We start from the raw sequence: 13,658 nt of genomic DNA on the forward strand, positions 1-13,658 counted from the left end.
TTTTCTTTTCGGCGCCAGGGAGTAGCGCCTCTCCGTCCGCGCGGTGAAACAAGTTCTGTCGATTTCGCGTGTGCACCCGCGGAACGTGGGTACGTGGGGCAGGTCCGGTCGTGGCCCAAACCCCTGCCATGCCGACCGGTTCTCGCGAGCAGGACTTCCCATGATCAGTGAGGGATCGCTTTCGCGCGTAGTCAACGAGGCGGGCAACAGCAGGGACCGGCAGGCCGCGGAGGTCGAGCGGCTGCTGCGGCTGGCGGCCTGCGAGCAGGATCGGCGCAGAGCCGCACTTCTCGAAGAGGCGATACTGGCCGGAGTCCCGACGGCACGGGCGGTTGCCTCGCGCTACCACCGGCGCGGAGTGGACTCCGACGACCTGTTCCAGGTCGCGTACGTCGGGCTGGTCAAGGCCGCCAACGGCTACCGGCCGGGCCCGGACACCGACTTCCGCTCGTACGGGATCCCCACCATCCAAGGGGAGATCCGCCGCCACTTTCGCGACCGGGCGTGGATGGTCCGGCCACCGCGGCGGATCCAGGATCTGCAGGCCGCGATCAACACCGCCGAGGGAGAACTGGCGGCCACCCTGCACCGCTGGCCGACCTTCCAGGACCTGGCCGACCATCTCGGGGTGACACTGGAACAGATCATCGAGGCGCAGCGGGCGCAGGGCTGCTTTCAGCCCGCCTCGCTCGACGCGCGACTCAGTGGTGCACCCTCGCTGTCACTGGCCACGTTGATCCCGGACCCGAACGACACCTACCAACTCGTCGACCACGTCGAGGCGCTGCGTCCGGTGGTGGCCGACCTGCCGGCCCGGGACCGGCTCATCCTGCGCAGACGCTTCGTCGACCACCGCACCCAGGCCGAGATCGGGGCCGAGATCGGCGTGAGCCAGATGCAGGTGTCGCGGCTGCTGCGCAACATCATGCTGGTGATGAGAGCGGCGCTCACCGGCTAACGGACACGGCTCGACACAAGTCGAGCGGCGTCCTTAATCTGAAAGCGGGTTCGGAAGGCAGCCTGCGCTTGACCGCCGTGGGGGGTGAGTTGTGGACTGCCATCACTACGACCCGACAGGCCGCGCGATCGGCCAACGATTCCAGTGGCTGGTCGGGACCGGGCCCGGTCTGCGGGTTCGCTTCGACTTCTGTCCCGAGTTGCTGGTCGGCGCGTTGTCGGGCCGGCTCGGCGCGCCGTCGACCTGCCATCTTCGCGGCGCCGTCCGGCAGGCACTGTCCAACCGGCCCGAGCGCCTGGTGATCGACACCGGCGGACTGGTCGGCTGCGATCGGGACGGTGTCACCGCCCTGCTCGGATCTCTGCGGGAGGCGACCTCCGACGCGGTCCCCGTCGCCGTGTCCAGCCCGGCCTCGGACTTTCGACGGCTCCTCGACGAGTTGGCGCTGCGGCAGGACCTCACGATCCGCACCTTCACCTCGCTCGACGAGGCGGTCGCCGACTCGCTGGCCGCCCCCGGAGCACCGGCGCCGAACCACGACATCCTGCTCGGCCAGGTGCGCAACCTGCACCGCGCTCTGCTGACCAGGGCGGCGATCGAACAGGCGAAGGGCATCCTGATGGCGGTTTACGGCCTCGACCCGGACGCGGCGTTCGCCCTGCTGGTCTGGCACGCGCGCAACGCCCGTGTACCGGTCCGCGACCTGGCCAGCCGTTTCGTCAGCGCCGCCCGGCAACTACCGCTCACCTCGATGACACCACTGGAGACCGACACGCTCCTGGCCGATCTCGCCGGCCGCCGACAGTCGAGCTGATACCGCTTACCAAGTGGGTACCGCGCCTGCTGGTCAGGGGCGGCGCTTGGTCTCCTTGAGGCGAGCCTCTTCCGCGCGGACCTCGGCCTGGATGGCGCGCTCGCGCTCCAGCCACTCGGGGTCCTCCGCCCTCAGGGCCTCGATCTCCTCGGTGGTGAGAGGCTCGGTGATTCCCCCGCGGGCGAGACCGCTGATGGAGACGCCCAGGCGGGCCGCCACGACGGGTCGGGGGTGCGGTCCGGTACGGCGTAGTTCCTGGAGCCACTCGGGCGGGTCGGACTGCAGCGTGTTCAGTTCGTCGCGGGTGACGACGCCCTCCTGGAACTCGGCCGGAGTGGCTTCGAGGTACACGCCCAGCTTCTTCGCCGCTGTCGCGGGCTTCATCGTCTGGGGGGATTTCTGCGACGTCATGACCGCAAGGGTATCCATCGGTCGCGCCGCCGCTGATCACGCCCGGTAATCTGGCTCGGGTGACCGGCTCGGACGTACCTCCCGCAACCTTCCGGCTCGGGTACGTCCCGGGGGTGACGCCGACCAAGTGGGTGCGGCTCTGGAAGGAGCGGTTGCCCCGGGTGACGCTCGACCTGATCCAGGTGACCGCCGCCGAGGCCGCCGCCCTGGTGCGTGACGGACAAGCCGACGCCGCCCTGCTCCGGCTCCCGATCGACCGCACGGGCCTGCACGCCATCCCCCTGTACTCCGAAACGACAGTGGTCGTGGTCCCCAAGGACCACGTCGTGACGGCGGTGGAAGAGGCGACGCTGGAAGACCTCGCCGACGAACTGATGCTGCACCCACTGGACGACACACTCGACTGGCAGGGTCCGCCCGGACGAGTGATCGACGAGCGCCCCGCCACCACGGCCAACGCCATCGAACTTGTCGCGGCGGGCACCGGGCTGCTCGTAGTACCGCAGTCGCTTGCCCGGTTGCATCACCGCAAGGACCTCACCTACCGGCCGCTCGTGGACGCTCCGGAATCTGCCGTGTCGTTGTCCTGGCCGGAGGACGAGACGACCGAGTTGATGGAGCAGTTCATCGGGATCGTCCGCGGCCGGACCGTGAACAGCACCCGCGGCCCCGCCGTCGCCAAGCCGGCCCCCAAGAAGCGCCAGCAGACTTCCACCCCGCCCAAACCCAAAGCCGGCAACAAACGCGGCAAACCCCGCCGAAGGTCCTAGTGTCCCGTCAAGCTATCTCGCTTACGGGACACTAGCGCACCAGGTGTTCGGCGATCCGCAGCGATCCCGCGAGCACTGTCAGTACCGGGTTCACTCCCCCGTTGGTCACGTGCACGGACGCATCGGCGATCCGGACGTTGTCGTGCCCCCACACCCGGCCGTACGGGTCGGTCACCGATCGCGCCGGATCCTCGCCCATCCGGCAGGTCCCCGCCTGGTGCTGCCCGCCGCTCGCTTCCCCCGTACTGGGTACGCCACCGACCGCGGTCCGCACGGCGCCGGCCTCGACCAACCACTGCCTCGCCTTGTCGCTCAGGTAGGCCTGAGCCCGGACGTCCTCCGGGTGGATCGACCCGCTGAGCCTCGCGACCGGATTGCCGAACCGATCTTTCACGCCCGGGTCGACCCGCACTCTGGACGCGGCCGACGACACCTCCTGGATCGGGCCGACCACCCGCAGCATCCGCCGTGCCTCACGCCGCATCGCCTGCTTTCCGGCAGCCCCGGCCACCGGGATGAGCCCCGCGTCAGTCAGATAGTCGTAGGTCGCGGCCGGAGTAGGGACGAACTCGTTGGCCAGCATTCCGCCGCCGACGATCCCGTCGTTGCCGTGCCGGAAGTCGCAGGTCGCGACCGATACGCCGGGGCCGACCAGGTCGACCACATCCTCGTCGAACAACCCGACAGCGCCTGCGTAGACGTGCGCCTGCAGGTAGCGCCCGACCTGGTCCTGGTTGTTGCCGAGCCCGCCCGGTTCACGATCGTGAGCGCTGTTCAGCAGCAGCCGAGGAGTCTCCGTGGCACCGGCCGCGACCACCACCTCCGCGCAGTCGATGGTGCGTCGCCAGATCTGCCCATCGTCGCCCACGGCAACGAATGCCACACCGACGACCCGACCCGCGCCGTTCGTGACGAGCCGCTCCGCCGTCGTCTCGGTGACCAGGGAGCATCGACCTGTGGCGAGCGCAGCCGGGAGTGCGGTGTTGTGCGTTCCAGATTTCGCCTCCACCGGACAAGCGAACCCGACGCACTGTCCACACCGCACACAACCCGCTCGACCCTGGTAGTCCACGGAGTTGATCAGCAACGGTACGTCGAGCGTCCCCCAGCCGAGGCGATCCGCCGCAGCCGCCAGCAAGTGCGCGGACCTGGGCCGCGGCAGAGGTGGCATCGGCAGCGAACGCGGCTCGTGCCATGGATCCACCCCACCTCCGCTGACCCCGAACCGTTGCTCGGCCAGGGCGTAGTACGGCTCCAGGTCGTCGTAGGTGATCGGCCAGTCCGCGAGCCCGCTGCCCTCCGGTACGCCGTACGTGCTGGCCATCGCGAAGTCCCGCGGTACGAAACGCCACGCCTGCGCGCCGTACACCCGGGTGCCGCCGCCGACCGTGAACGCGTTGTTGCTCCAGCCACCATCACTCGGCAGCACCACCCGTGCTTCGCCGTCGACCACCGAGACCCGCGGCCGACCATGAAAGTCCGGGTCGGTCACGGCCGGCAGCCCGGACCACGAGCGTGGGTTCCGCAGGTGATCGTGCGTCAGCGCTGCCGTGGTGGGATAGCGCCCGGTCTCCACCACCAGCACCGACCGCCCCGACTCGGCCACCACCTGCGCGGCCGCTCCTCCACCCGCGCCCGAGCCGATGACCACACAGTCGTAGCGACCTGCCAACGCCGACCGCGGCGTGATGGGCAACTCGGTCTGCACCGCCCGCCAACTCCCGGCCACGCCGGATTGCCAGCCGACCATCGTCCAAGCGGGCGGTTGGTTGCCATAGGCATCGGGAATGTGGCCGTCACCGGCATAGAAGCCCTGCGCCAGCAACCGGACGAGCCAAGCACCATCGACATCGGCGAGCACCGCCTCGAGCTCAGGCTCAGGTCCGGCCACCGCCAACGCCCGCGCCACCCGCGGCCACCACTCGGGCCGGTCCTTGGTGATCACCCGCTCGACGAACGCAACCGCCCCGGCATCCGCAGCCGAAGGCCACTCGTCCCTCGGAACAACCACCTCCGCCAGCCGACCGAGCACGACCCGCTCCTGCGCGGTCAGCGAACTGGTGTCCTGCTGTTCCACGATTCGGTCCCTTCGCTGCGACACCGCCGGCCGGTCGGACGGACTGTCGATGGTTGCCTCTACGATTCGGCTGGTGACCACCTTCCACGAGCTTGATTCTTTCGAACACCTCGACACGTCGGCACTGCCGCCCCGGCAGCAGCGGATTCTGGTCACGATCCGGGACTGGGTGATCAAGCACGGGTATGCGCCGAGCAGCCGGCAGATCGGTGACGCCGTCGGGTTGCGGTCGGCCTCGTCGGTGTCTAAGCACCTGGCGAGTCTGGAGGACAAGGGCTTCCTGAACCGCGGTGCCACCGTCTCCCGGCCGATCGACGTACGGCTGTTCCTGCAGGACGCCTCGGCGCCGCGGCCGGCCTCCGACTCCGTCACCGTGCCGGTGGTCGGCGACATCGCCGCCGGAACGCCGATCTCCGCGATCGAGCACGTCGACGACACGCTCCAACTCCCCCGCGACCTGACCGGCCGCGGCACTGTCTTCGCGCTGCGCGTCCGGGGTGACTCGATGATCGACGCCGCCATCTGCGACGGCGACCTCGTCATCGTCCGGCAGCAGTCCGAGGCCCACTCCGGGCAGATCGTCGCCGCCATGATCGACGAGGAAGCGACCGTCAAGGTCTACCGCCGCCGCAACGGCCACACCTACCTCGAGCCCCGCAACCCGGCGTACGAGGTGATCGACGGCGACAACGCCGTCGTCCTCGGCATCGTCGTCTCGGTCCTGCGCAACGTCTGAGCTTCAGCCGAGGACGCCGCTGATCGTCGCCATGACAGGTATGGACAGGAAGGTGCTGAGGAGGACTGCACTGCGGGCCAGGCGGCGTCCAGTTCGGTAGTGCACGGCGTAGACGTAGACGTTCTGGGCCGTGGGCAGGGCTGCCAGCAAGGTCGGGCCGAGGAGGGCTGTGCCGTGGAGGTCCAGCAGCCACCGGCCCACGCAGTACGCGACGACTGGCTGGACCAGAGTCTTGAGGGTGACCGCCAGCGCGACGTCCGGGCCTGGGCCGAGGGTCACTGTGTTGCGGGTGCCGCTCAGGCTCAGGCCGTAGGCGATCAGGGCGACCGGGACCGCGGCGGCGGCCACCAGTTCGATCGGTCGCAGCATCAGGGTCGGCAGGTCGACATCGATCGCCGCGACCAGGAGACCGAGCAAGGACGCGATCGTGAGCGGATTGCGCAGCGGCCGGGTCAGCACGCTGCGAAGTGAAGTCCGGCGGCCGGACCCCTTCCGATCCCCATCCAGTACTGCGAACGCCACCGGCGCCATCACCACCAACTGGAACAGCACGATCGGCGCCACCAGCGCCCCGTCGCCGAGCACGTAGACGGCGACCGGGATGCCGAGATTGCCGGCGTTCACGTACGACGCCGCGAGCACCCCGATCGTGGCCCGGGCCCGATCCCGCCGCCAGATCAGTACCGCGACCGCGAGATAGAGCAACTGGACCACGAACACGCTGGCCAGGTTCGTCAGCAGCACCGGCGAGAAGATCGCGCCGAGATCCGCCCGCGCCACCGTCGTGAACAGCAGCGCCGGCGTCGCCACGAAGAACGCCAGCCGGGACAGGACCAGTTCGTCCTCGGCCCGCAGTACCTTCCAGAGCCCGACCAGGTAGCCCAGCAGCGCGACCGAGATCAAGGTGACGAAGGCACCGACGACCGACGACATCAGCCCGGCCTCAGCAACTCGTCGATCGCGTCATCGCCCCGATCCTAGGAACCCGCGAACTGATCCGGTTCAGTGCGTCCCGGATGCCGGGATCAGCGCGCGTCGAGAAAGACCTGGCGGCGAAGCTCCCGATGCCTGCGTTCCGGCTCGGTGGAGGGCTGACCGAGAGACTCGCCCAGCGCCTGAGCAGCCTCGGAGTACCGGCCCTCGCGCGCCAGCAACTCAGCCCGTACTGCGTACCACCGCGCGCTCGGCTCCAACTCCTCCAGCAGCGCGAGCCCAGTCGCGGCGCCGCTTGCCTCAGCGGTCGCGACGGCCCGGGCCAACCTGGCGGCCTCGCTCGGCGCGATCGAGATGAGCAGGTCGTACAGCCGCACGATCTCCGCCCAGTCCGTGGCCTGATAGCTGGGAGCGCGAGCGTGCTCGGCGGCGATGGCAGCCTGGAGTTGGTAGCTGTCAGCCTGCCGGCCGGACCTGAGCAGGGACTCGTTCAGGAGCGAGATCCCGCGCTCGATCGCCGCCGCGTCCCACTGGCTTCGGTCCTGCACGTCGAGCGTGATGACGTCACCTTGATCGTCGAGCCGGGCAGACCGGCGGGCCTCGGTGAGGATCAGCAGAGCCAGTACTGCGGTAGGCGACGGCTGGTCCGGCAGCAATTCGTGCAGCAACTCCGCCAGCCGGATCCCCTCGGCACACGCGTCGACGTCGTACGCGGCGGTGCCGTCGACCGGCGCATGACCGGCCGTGTAGAGGCTGTGGATCACTCCGCACACCGCGGGCAACCGGTCGGCCAGGTCCTCCTGCGCAGGCACCTGGTACGGGATCTTCGCGGCGGCGATCTTCTGCCGAGCCCTCGTCAGCCGCTTCGCGGTAGCGGCCTCGGTCGTCAGCAACACGGCCCCGATCTGTGCGGGCGACAGCCCACACAACGTCCGCAGAGCCAGAGCCACCCGGGTTGGGGGCGACAGAGCCGGATGGCAACAGGTGAAGATCAGCCGCAGCAGGTCGTCCTGCACCACCTCTTCGGTCGGCAGGTCAGACCTCGTGAGCTCCACCATCCGCTGCCCGTCCTGCTCCTTGTCCGGCCGGACCCGCTCGCGCCGGATGATGTCGATCGCCTTCCTGCGCGCGGTCACCGTCAGCCAGGCCCGCGGCTCGGGCGGCACCCCGGTGACCGGCCACGCCCCGAGCGCGGCCAGCGACGCCTCCTGGACCGCGTCCTCCGCGAGTTGCACGTCGCCGAGGGTCCGGATCAAGGTGGCCAGAATGCGCGCCCCCTCGACCCGGACGGTCTCGGCGACCGCGTCGTGCTCAGGCCTCACAGCTACCGCGCGATGATGACCGGCCGTACTTCGACCGCCCCGCCGCCGGGCCAGGCCGCGGGGATGTCCGCCGCGATCTTCACCGCTTCGTCCAGATTGGCGGCCTCGATCAGGTAGTACCCGGTCAGCGCCTCCTTGGTCTCGGCGTACGGCCCGTCGGTGGTGACCACCTCGCCACCGCGGGCCCCCTCGACCCGGACCACGGTCGCCGTACTGGTCGGGTGCAGCAACGCGCTCGCCTTGATCTTGCTGTCGTGATCGACGGCGAACTGCCGGTACTTCGTCAGCTCGTCGGCCTGCTCAGGCGCCCACCAGTTCACGTCCGCCGTGTAGGTCATCGCAAGGTACTGCGGCATTCGGATCTCCCCATCTCGTTCCCGTGGGCCCAGGTCGGCCCTTCAAGGATGGAACGAACCATCAGCGGAGAAAAGGACATCCGCGCCGATCAGAGCCCGAAGTCGCGGCCGAGGTGATGCCGAGGGGGTCAGTGCGGGAATCGTCGCCGTCGGTGAAGTACGAGAGCCGCAGCCAGGACGATGGCCGCCGCTCCCCCGACCAGCCAGACGATGTCGCCGGAGCGCTCCTGCCACGAGCCAGTAGCCGGGTCGGGTGCGGTGAAGACGGTCAGCGTCGCACTCCCCTTCGTCGCCGTCGTCGCGACATACCAAAGCGACGCGACCTCACCCGACTTGCCGGCGACGAACGCAGGATTCAACGCATAAACCGCCACAGCATCCTGCTGCACCACGACCGCCGCCTGGGTCGCCTGGTTGTTCGGGCAGGTGGCGTTCAGCGCGTTGCCGAAGGCCATGTTGCAGAACTGGTTCTGCGGGTAGCTGTAGCCGTAGTACGCCGCGATGCTGTTGCCGGTCGCGGCCCAGCACCAGTTCGGCCTCTGCTGGTCCTGGCCGGTGATGCTCAGCGTCACTGTCGTTGAGGAGATCGTCATCAGCGCGGACCGCAGCATGACGTCCAAGCGGGTGATCCAGACCCTGGTCGCGGTCAAGGAAGCGGACCGCCAGATCGTCGTGCACCAGAGAGAGCCCGGCTGCGACGTCACGCTGATCGTTCCGCGCGGCATCACCGGCTGCCGGACCGGCCGGGTGGCCCGCGATCCCGACGCGGGCGCGGTCCTGGGCGAACTGCTCCTGGACCGCACCCTCGCCGTCGGCGACACCGCCGTCGTCCACTACGAGATCGCCGACCGCAGCGGCCTGCCGGCGACGCAGTACTACCGCTTCCACGAGTGGCCGGGCACCCACCACGTCCTCGAGGTCCAGTTCCCGCGCGAGGCGATCCCGGTCCGCATCGCCGAGTTCCGCCGGCCGCACTCGAGCGCGCCCGACTCACTCCACCGCGACCTGACCCCGACCCACGACGGGCGAGTCCACGTCCTCACCCCCAGCACCGACCGCGGCATCATCGGCATCACCTGGGAGTGGGACTGATCAGAACCCCGGGAAGACCCGTCGCAGGTTGTCCAGGGTCAGCGTCTCGCTCGTGAACTCGACCGAGGCAGGCGTGAACTCCGCAGCGTGCCGCCCGGTGACCAGCCGTACGACGTACTCGGCCGGCGCCGTCAGGGTGCCGTCGGCCGACTCCGGCACCTCGGTCAGGTGCACCTTGTCGTCGATGACCAGGCCGAACGCGCGCTCCGGTTCGACGGTGTGCACGGCGATCCGGGCCGCGCCGTCCAACTGGTCCGCCTTGCCCACCCAGCCGAGCAACCGGCCGATGCCGTCGAGCAGCGTCCCGGTCGGCTCCGGCGCGAGCACCGCCGAGGAGTCAAAGGCGACCCGCACGTCCCAGCTGTGCAGGGTGAGCTCGCTCAGCCGCATCTCGGCGGCGGCGGCCACTTCGACCGGCTTAGGCAGGTAGCCGAAGTCGATCCTCAACTCCTGCCGCTGACGGTCATCCAGACCCTCGTACCGCTGCACTAGCTTCTCGTTGGCGGTCAGGAAGCCCGCCGCCTGCTCGCCCGGCGACATCGCGTTCCACCGGTCCCAGGTCGCCTGGTTGAACTCGCCACCCGGCACGCCCGTACCGGCGAGCGCGCCCTCCAGCGTCGCCAGGTTGATCTCGGCGCCACTGCCCAGGTGACTCAGCACCTGCGCGACCGTCCACTCCGCGGCGGCGGACCCCCGGGCGAGATCCTCCGGCCGGAACCTCGCCACGACGGTGTCGAGGTCGTCGTGCCCGGCGCGGAGCATCTCGATGATCTGGTCGGCCTGCTTGGTCATGAAGTCTCCTGCGCTGTCGGCGAGTGAATCCTCAACAATCAGCAACGCAGCAGCCCGATTACTTCCCGCCGCCGGTCAGAGCCGGATGGATTTCTTGTTCATGAACTCCTCGATGCCGGCCGCACCCAGTTCGCGGCCCATGCCGGAGCGCTTGATGCCGCCGAACGGGAGGTCGGCCTGGGAGCCGCCGGCGCTGTTGAGGTAGACCATGCCGGACTCGATCTGGCGGGCCACCCGGGCGTTGCGTTCGGGGTCGGTGCCGAAGACGCTGGCGCCGAGGCCGAACGGGGAGTCGTTCGCGATCGCGATCGCCTCCTCCTCGGTCTCGGCCTTGAAGACGATCACGACCGGGCCGAAGATCTCCTCGTAGTACGCGTCCATCTCGGGCGTGACGTCGGTGAGGACGGTGGCTTCGAGGTAGGCGCCGGGCTCGATGCGGTTGCCACCGGTCCGCAGTACTGCGCCCTGCCGGACCGCGCGCTCGACCTGTTCGGCGACCTCGTCAGCGGCCGCGATCGAGGCGAGCGGCGGCAGTTTCGTCTCCGGGTCGGCGGGATCGCCGGGCAGGTAGAAGTCGGCGACGCGCTTGGTCAGCCCGACGACGAAGTCGTCGTAGAGGTCGGCCAGCACGATCATCCGCTTCGGCGCGTTGCAGGACTGGCCGCAGTTGCGCATCCGGGCGGTGGCGGTGGCCTTGACGGTCTCCTCCAGGTCGTCGGTGTCGAGCACGATCAGCGGGTCGGAGCCGCCCAGTTCGAGCACCGTCTTCTTCAGGTTCCGGCCGGCCTCGGCGGCCACCGAGATGCCGGCCTGCTCGCTGCCGGTCAGCGACACCCCCTGGATCCGCGGGTCGGCCAGGATCGCGGGGATCTGGGACGAGGACGCGAACGTGTTCACGTACACGTCGTCCGGGACGCCGGCGTCACGCAGTACGGACTCGATCGCCGCGGCCGAGCGCGGGCAGATCGAGGCGTGCTTGAGCAGGATCGTGTTGCCCAGCACCAGGTTCGGCGCGACGAAGCGGGCCACCTGGTAGCAGGGGAAGTTCCACGGCATGATGCCGAGCAGCGGACCGATCGGGCCCTTGGTGATGACCGCCTCGCCGCCCTTGATCGCCATCGGCTCGTCGGCCAGCAGTTGCGGCCCGTTGGCGGCGTAGTAGGTGAAGATGTCGACCACGATGCCGACCTCTCCGCGGCCCTCGTTGATCCGCTTGCCCATCTCCAGGGTCATGATCGCGGCGAGCTCGTCGGCCCGCTCGGCGAACAGTTCGGCGGCCCGCTTCACGATCGCCGCCCGGTCCTCCACGGACCGCCGCCGCCAGGCGCCGTACCCGCTGTGCACCCGCGCGATCGCGGCCTGGACCTCCTCGTCGGTCGAGTTGGGGATCTCTTCGATCAGCTCGCCCGTCGCCGGGTTGGTGACTGCGTACATGGGGAACGAGCCCTCCGTTCTCTCTACGACAGTGCATGAGGGCGCTAAGATTAGCGCCCTCAGCACATACTGTATACAGTCTGCCGGAAATTCTCCTTCCTGTCTCAGTCCACGAGCACGAGCGGGTTCAGCGGGCGGTACAGCGTCTCCCCCGACTCGTCGTCGACGATCGCGGCCCGGACCTCGTCCGGCTCATAACGCAGCCGCGGTACTGCGAAGACGGCGGTCGCCGGGCGGTCCCCGTACGAGGCGGTGTAACTGACGAAGCGCCACTCCCCCTCATCCCAGTGGTCGCGGATGTCCGATCGAAGGAACGGGTTCAGCGCTTGATAGGCGGTACTACGGAGTAGTTGCTGCTGCGTGGCCGCCAGCGGTACTTCGAACGCCGCCGTGTCCGCGAGTGGATGGGTGAGGCGGACCCGGAGCCGACGCAGCGGAATCAGCCAGTACCGATCCAGCTCGGCCGACAATCCGACGAACAGCATCGCCTCTGCGACCACCACTACCCCACCCAGCCAAGGTTGCACGGACCACCAGCCGGCATCAGCGGTCAACGCCAGCACTGAAGCCGCCAGCAACAACCCACCGCGAGCAAGCGACCGCCATCGGACCGGCGTCGCCGCGGAACCCATGCAGCCACACGACGACTCGGGAACGACGAGCCGGGCATAGACGAGATAGCCCACGAAGCCGGCCGAGAGCGCGACCGCTGCCAGAGCTTCCACTGTCCAGACCGGTGGCAACAACAACAGAACCGCGATGCCCAGCTCGAAACCACCGACGGCGCGGAACGCCGCTCCGGCGTGCCGCTCGCCGACCAGCTTCGACAAGGCCGTACGCCGCGCGCGTGCGTCGACGTCCGGCCCTCGCAACTTCCCGTACGACGACCACGCCAGCAGCGCGCCGATCACCAGCGGCTGCACGGCCGCGAGTTGTCCGGCCATCAGGCGGCCGCGTAGATCGTCGCGACGTCGACCTCGTTCGTGTCCGGCCGCCACGCACCGATGATCTGAGCGTGCTTGCCGACCTTCAGCATCGACATGTCCGAGATCGCCGGTGTCCCGTTGTAGACCGCGGCACTGGTCCCCGGCACGACGTGACCGACGACCCGCTGGCCGTTGTGGTCGAGGTAGAGCACGTTCTTGCCGATCGCGGCGATGTGGACCTTCAGGTTCACGATGTTCACCCATACCGACTCGGCGGCCAGCACCCCGGCCATCAGGACGCCCCGCGCGTACAGGCCATCGCCGACCTGCACCTGGTCGAGCGTCGTCGGTCGCAACTTCCAGACGCTGGTCCCGCCGGTGAGTTGGATGCGATGCAGGCGACCGTCCGAGCCGGCCGCCGTCACCAGGCTGTCGGTGCGGCTGACGACGCGGCCTTCCGCGAAGTTGGGGTCGGGCTGGCCCGGCTCCGGCATCTGCGAGCGCGCGGCGAAGGCGGTCTCCGGCGCCAGCGAACCCATCGCGGTCGCGCCGACCAGGGTGGCGGTGGTGCCCAGCACGGCACCGGTGAGCAGCGTGCGGCGGCCAATGGTCTCAGTCATCTCGGTCACTCCCCTCAACCCACGTTGACCGTGCACGGAATGAGCCCGGCGTTCAGGCTGCCGATGGCGCTGAAGGCCGCGGGCGTCAGATCGATGATCCGGTTGGACGCGCAGGTCCCGCCGCAGCAGGCCCGTTCACCGCAGAACAGGTCCGTCTGCGGGCCGCAGTCCGCGATCGACGTGACCACCCGGGCGCCGTTGCACAGGTTGGTGGTCGAGTGCCGGAACCCGCAGGTACGCCGCGACATCGCGGTCACCCCGCACCGGTCCGGCCTGGTGATCGAGTAGCACGCGTCCGACGTGTTCGGCCACGCGTGCTGGAAGTTCCCCGAATGACAGGTGCCACAGGCACCGGTCCCCGCGCTACCGCAGGGCCCCCACGAATTACCGCAACAGAACCACGAAACCTCGCCGTTC

At 69.1% G+C, this 13,658-nt stretch carries 16 protein-coding genes; 6 read left to right on the top strand and 10 right to left on the bottom strand.

The annotated features are described in order from the left end of the window. Window positions 1–160 precede the first annotated feature (160 nt). Both ABD255_RS23090 and ABD255_RS23095 read left to right on the top strand, forming a co-directional pair. A complete protein-coding gene (locus ABD255_RS23090) occupies window positions 161–958 on the top strand; it encodes a sigma-70 family RNA polymerase sigma factor (protein WP_344217279.1) in 798 nt (265 codons plus the stop codon). A gap of 91 nt (window positions 959–1,049) precedes the next feature. After that, complete coding sequence (locus ABD255_RS23095; protein WP_344217281.1) at window positions 1,050–1,772, top strand: ANTAR domain-containing protein; 723 nt, start codon at window positions 1,050–1,052, stop codon at window positions 1,770–1,772. Between the two features lie 33 nt (window positions 1,773–1,805). Here the strand turns inward: ABD255_RS23095 and ABD255_RS23100 are convergent, their stop codons facing one another. Beyond that, on the bottom strand, window positions 1,806–2,183 hold the full coding sequence (locus ABD255_RS23100) for a DUF5997 family protein (protein ID WP_344217283.1): 378 nt from the start codon (window positions 2,181–2,183) through the stop codon (window positions 1,806–1,808). Between the two features lie 59 nt (window positions 2,184–2,242). On the opposite strand from ABD255_RS23100, the gene ABD255_RS23105 reads away from it, so the two are divergent. After that, window positions 2,243–2,953: a LysR substrate-binding domain-containing protein gene (locus ABD255_RS23105; RefSeq protein ID WP_344217285.1), complete on the top strand. Its 711-nt coding sequence runs from the start codon at window positions 2,243–2,245 to the stop codon at window positions 2,951–2,953. A gap of 31 nt (window positions 2,954–2,984) precedes the next feature. Here ABD255_RS23105 and ABD255_RS23110 read toward each other — a convergent pair whose 3' ends face one another. Continuing rightward, entirely contained in the window at window positions 2,985–5,030 is a 2,046-nt protein-coding gene (locus tag ABD255_RS23110) for a GMC oxidoreductase (protein WP_344217287.1), read from the bottom strand. 73 nt (window positions 5,031–5,103) lie between these two features. Between ABD255_RS23110 and lexA the strand changes: the two genes are divergently transcribed. Next, on the top strand, window positions 5,104–5,766 hold the full coding sequence (lexA, locus tag ABD255_RS23115; protein WP_344217289.1) for a transcriptional repressor LexA: 663 nt from the start codon (window positions 5,104–5,106) through the stop codon (window positions 5,764–5,766). A gap of 3 nt (window positions 5,767–5,769) precedes the next feature. Here lexA and ABD255_RS23120 read toward each other — a convergent pair whose 3' ends face one another. The 4 genes from ABD255_RS23120 to ABD255_RS23135 all read right to left on the bottom strand — a co-directional run bounded on the left by ABD255_RS23120 (window position 5,770) and on the right by ABD255_RS23135 (window position 8,997). Then, window positions 5,770–6,699 carry an AEC family transporter gene (locus ABD255_RS23120; RefSeq protein ID WP_344217292.1) on the bottom strand — a complete coding sequence of 310 codons (930 nt, stop codon included), beginning with the start codon at window positions 6,697–6,699 and terminating at the stop codon, window positions 5,770–5,772. A 92-nt stretch (window positions 6,700–6,791) separates the two neighbouring features. After that, entirely contained in the window at window positions 6,792–8,021 is a 1,230-nt protein-coding gene (locus tag ABD255_RS23125) for an RNA polymerase sigma factor (protein ID WP_344217294.1), read from the bottom strand. Between the two features lie 2 nt (window positions 8,022–8,023). After that, window positions 8,024–8,377 (bottom strand): YciI family protein, encoded by a 354-nt coding sequence (locus ABD255_RS23130; RefSeq protein ID WP_344217297.1) that lies wholly within the window; start codon window positions 8,375–8,377, stop codon window positions 8,024–8,026. Window positions 8,378–8,505: 128 nt separating this feature from the next. Then, on the bottom strand, window positions 8,506–8,997 hold the full coding sequence (locus tag ABD255_RS23135; RefSeq protein ID WP_344217299.1) for a papain-like cysteine protease family protein: 492 nt from the start codon (window positions 8,995–8,997) through the stop codon (window positions 8,506–8,508). On the opposite strand from ABD255_RS23135, the gene ABD255_RS23140 reads away from it, so the two are divergent. Next, a complete protein-coding gene (locus ABD255_RS23140; protein ID WP_344217301.1) occupies window positions 8,987–9,469 on the top strand; it encodes a hypothetical protein in 483 nt (160 codons plus the stop codon). The two genes, ABD255_RS23135 and ABD255_RS23140, sit on opposite strands and share 11 nt — an antisense overlap. Here the strand turns inward: ABD255_RS23140 and ABD255_RS23145 are convergent, their stop codons facing one another. From ABD255_RS23145 to ABD255_RS23160, 4 genes are all read right to left on the bottom strand, one after another. Continuing rightward, the gene (locus ABD255_RS23145) at window positions 9,470–10,261 is read right to left on the bottom strand and encodes a maleylpyruvate isomerase N-terminal domain-containing protein (RefSeq protein ID WP_344217303.1); all 792 of its coding nucleotides are present in this window, start codon (window positions 10,259–10,261) and stop codon (window positions 9,470–9,472) included. A gap of 75 nt (window positions 10,262–10,336) precedes the next feature. Then, window positions 10,337–11,695 (bottom strand): NAD-dependent succinate-semialdehyde dehydrogenase, encoded by a 1,359-nt coding sequence (locus ABD255_RS23150; protein ID WP_344217305.1) that lies wholly within the window; start codon window positions 11,693–11,695, stop codon window positions 10,337–10,339. A 104-nt stretch (window positions 11,696–11,799) separates the two neighbouring features. Further along, a complete protein-coding gene (locus ABD255_RS23155) occupies window positions 11,800–12,639 on the bottom strand; it encodes a MauE/DoxX family redox-associated membrane protein (RefSeq protein ID WP_344217307.1) in 840 nt (279 codons plus the stop codon). Then, window positions 12,639–13,241 (bottom strand): cell wall protein, encoded by a 603-nt coding sequence (locus ABD255_RS23160; RefSeq protein WP_344217309.1) that lies wholly within the window; start codon window positions 13,239–13,241, stop codon window positions 12,639–12,641. The genes ABD255_RS23155 and ABD255_RS23160 overlap by 1 nt, the downstream gene beginning before the upstream one ends. Window positions 13,242–13,280: 39 nt before the next feature. Between ABD255_RS23160 and ABD255_RS23165 the strand changes: the two genes are divergently transcribed. After that, window positions 13,281–13,529, top strand: a complete 249-nt coding sequence (locus ABD255_RS23165; RefSeq protein ID WP_344217311.1) for a hypothetical protein — start codon at window positions 13,281–13,283, stop codon at window positions 13,527–13,529. The last annotated feature ends 129 nt before the right edge of the window (window positions 13,530–13,658 follow it).

The organism is Kribbella sancticallisti, from assembly GCF_039530625.1.
Classification (GTDB): Bacteria; Actinomycetota; Actinomycetes; order Propionibacteriales; family Kribbellaceae; genus Kribbella; species Kribbella sancticallisti.

What these genes read in the sequence shown, in the direction of transcription:
- ABD255_RS23090 (WP_344217279.1), top strand. Translation starts at nt 161, where the DNA reads ATGATCAGTGAGGGATCGCTTTCGCGCGTAGTCAACGAGGCGGGCAAC.
- ABD255_RS23100 (WP_344217283.1), bottom strand. Translation starts at nt 2,183, where the DNA reads ATGACGTCGCAGAAATCCCCCCAGACGATGAAGCCCGCGACAGCGGCG.
- ABD255_RS23120 (WP_344217292.1), bottom strand. Translation starts at nt 6,699, where the DNA reads ATGTCGTCGGTCGTCGGTGCCTTCGTCACCTTGATCTCGGTCGCGCTG.
- ABD255_RS23130 (WP_344217297.1), bottom strand. Translation starts at nt 8,377, where the DNA reads ATGCCGCAGTACCTTGCGATGACCTACACGGCGGACGTGAACTGGTGG.
- ABD255_RS23140 (WP_344217301.1), top strand. Translation starts at nt 8,987, where the DNA reads ATGACGTCCAAGCGGGTGATCCAGACCCTGGTCGCGGTCAAGGAAGCG.
- ABD255_RS23145 (WP_344217303.1), bottom strand. Translation starts at nt 10,261, where the DNA reads ATGACCAAGCAGGCCGACCAGATCATCGAGATGCTCCGCGCCGGGCAC.
- ABD255_RS23150 (WP_344217305.1), bottom strand. Translation starts at nt 11,695, where the DNA reads ATGTACGCAGTCACCAACCCGGCGACGGGCGAGCTGATCGAAGAGATC.
- ABD255_RS23155 (WP_344217307.1), bottom strand. Translation starts at nt 12,639, where the DNA reads ATGGCCGGACAACTCGCGGCCGTGCAGCCGCTGGTGATCGGCGCGCTG.
- ABD255_RS23160 (WP_344217309.1), bottom strand. Translation starts at nt 13,241, where the DNA reads ATGACTGAGACCATTGGCCGCCGCACGCTGCTCACCGGTGCCGTGCTG.
- ABD255_RS23165 (WP_344217311.1), top strand. Translation starts at nt 13,281, where the DNA reads ATGAGCCCGGCGTTCAGGCTGCCGATGGCGCTGAAGGCCGCGGGCGTC.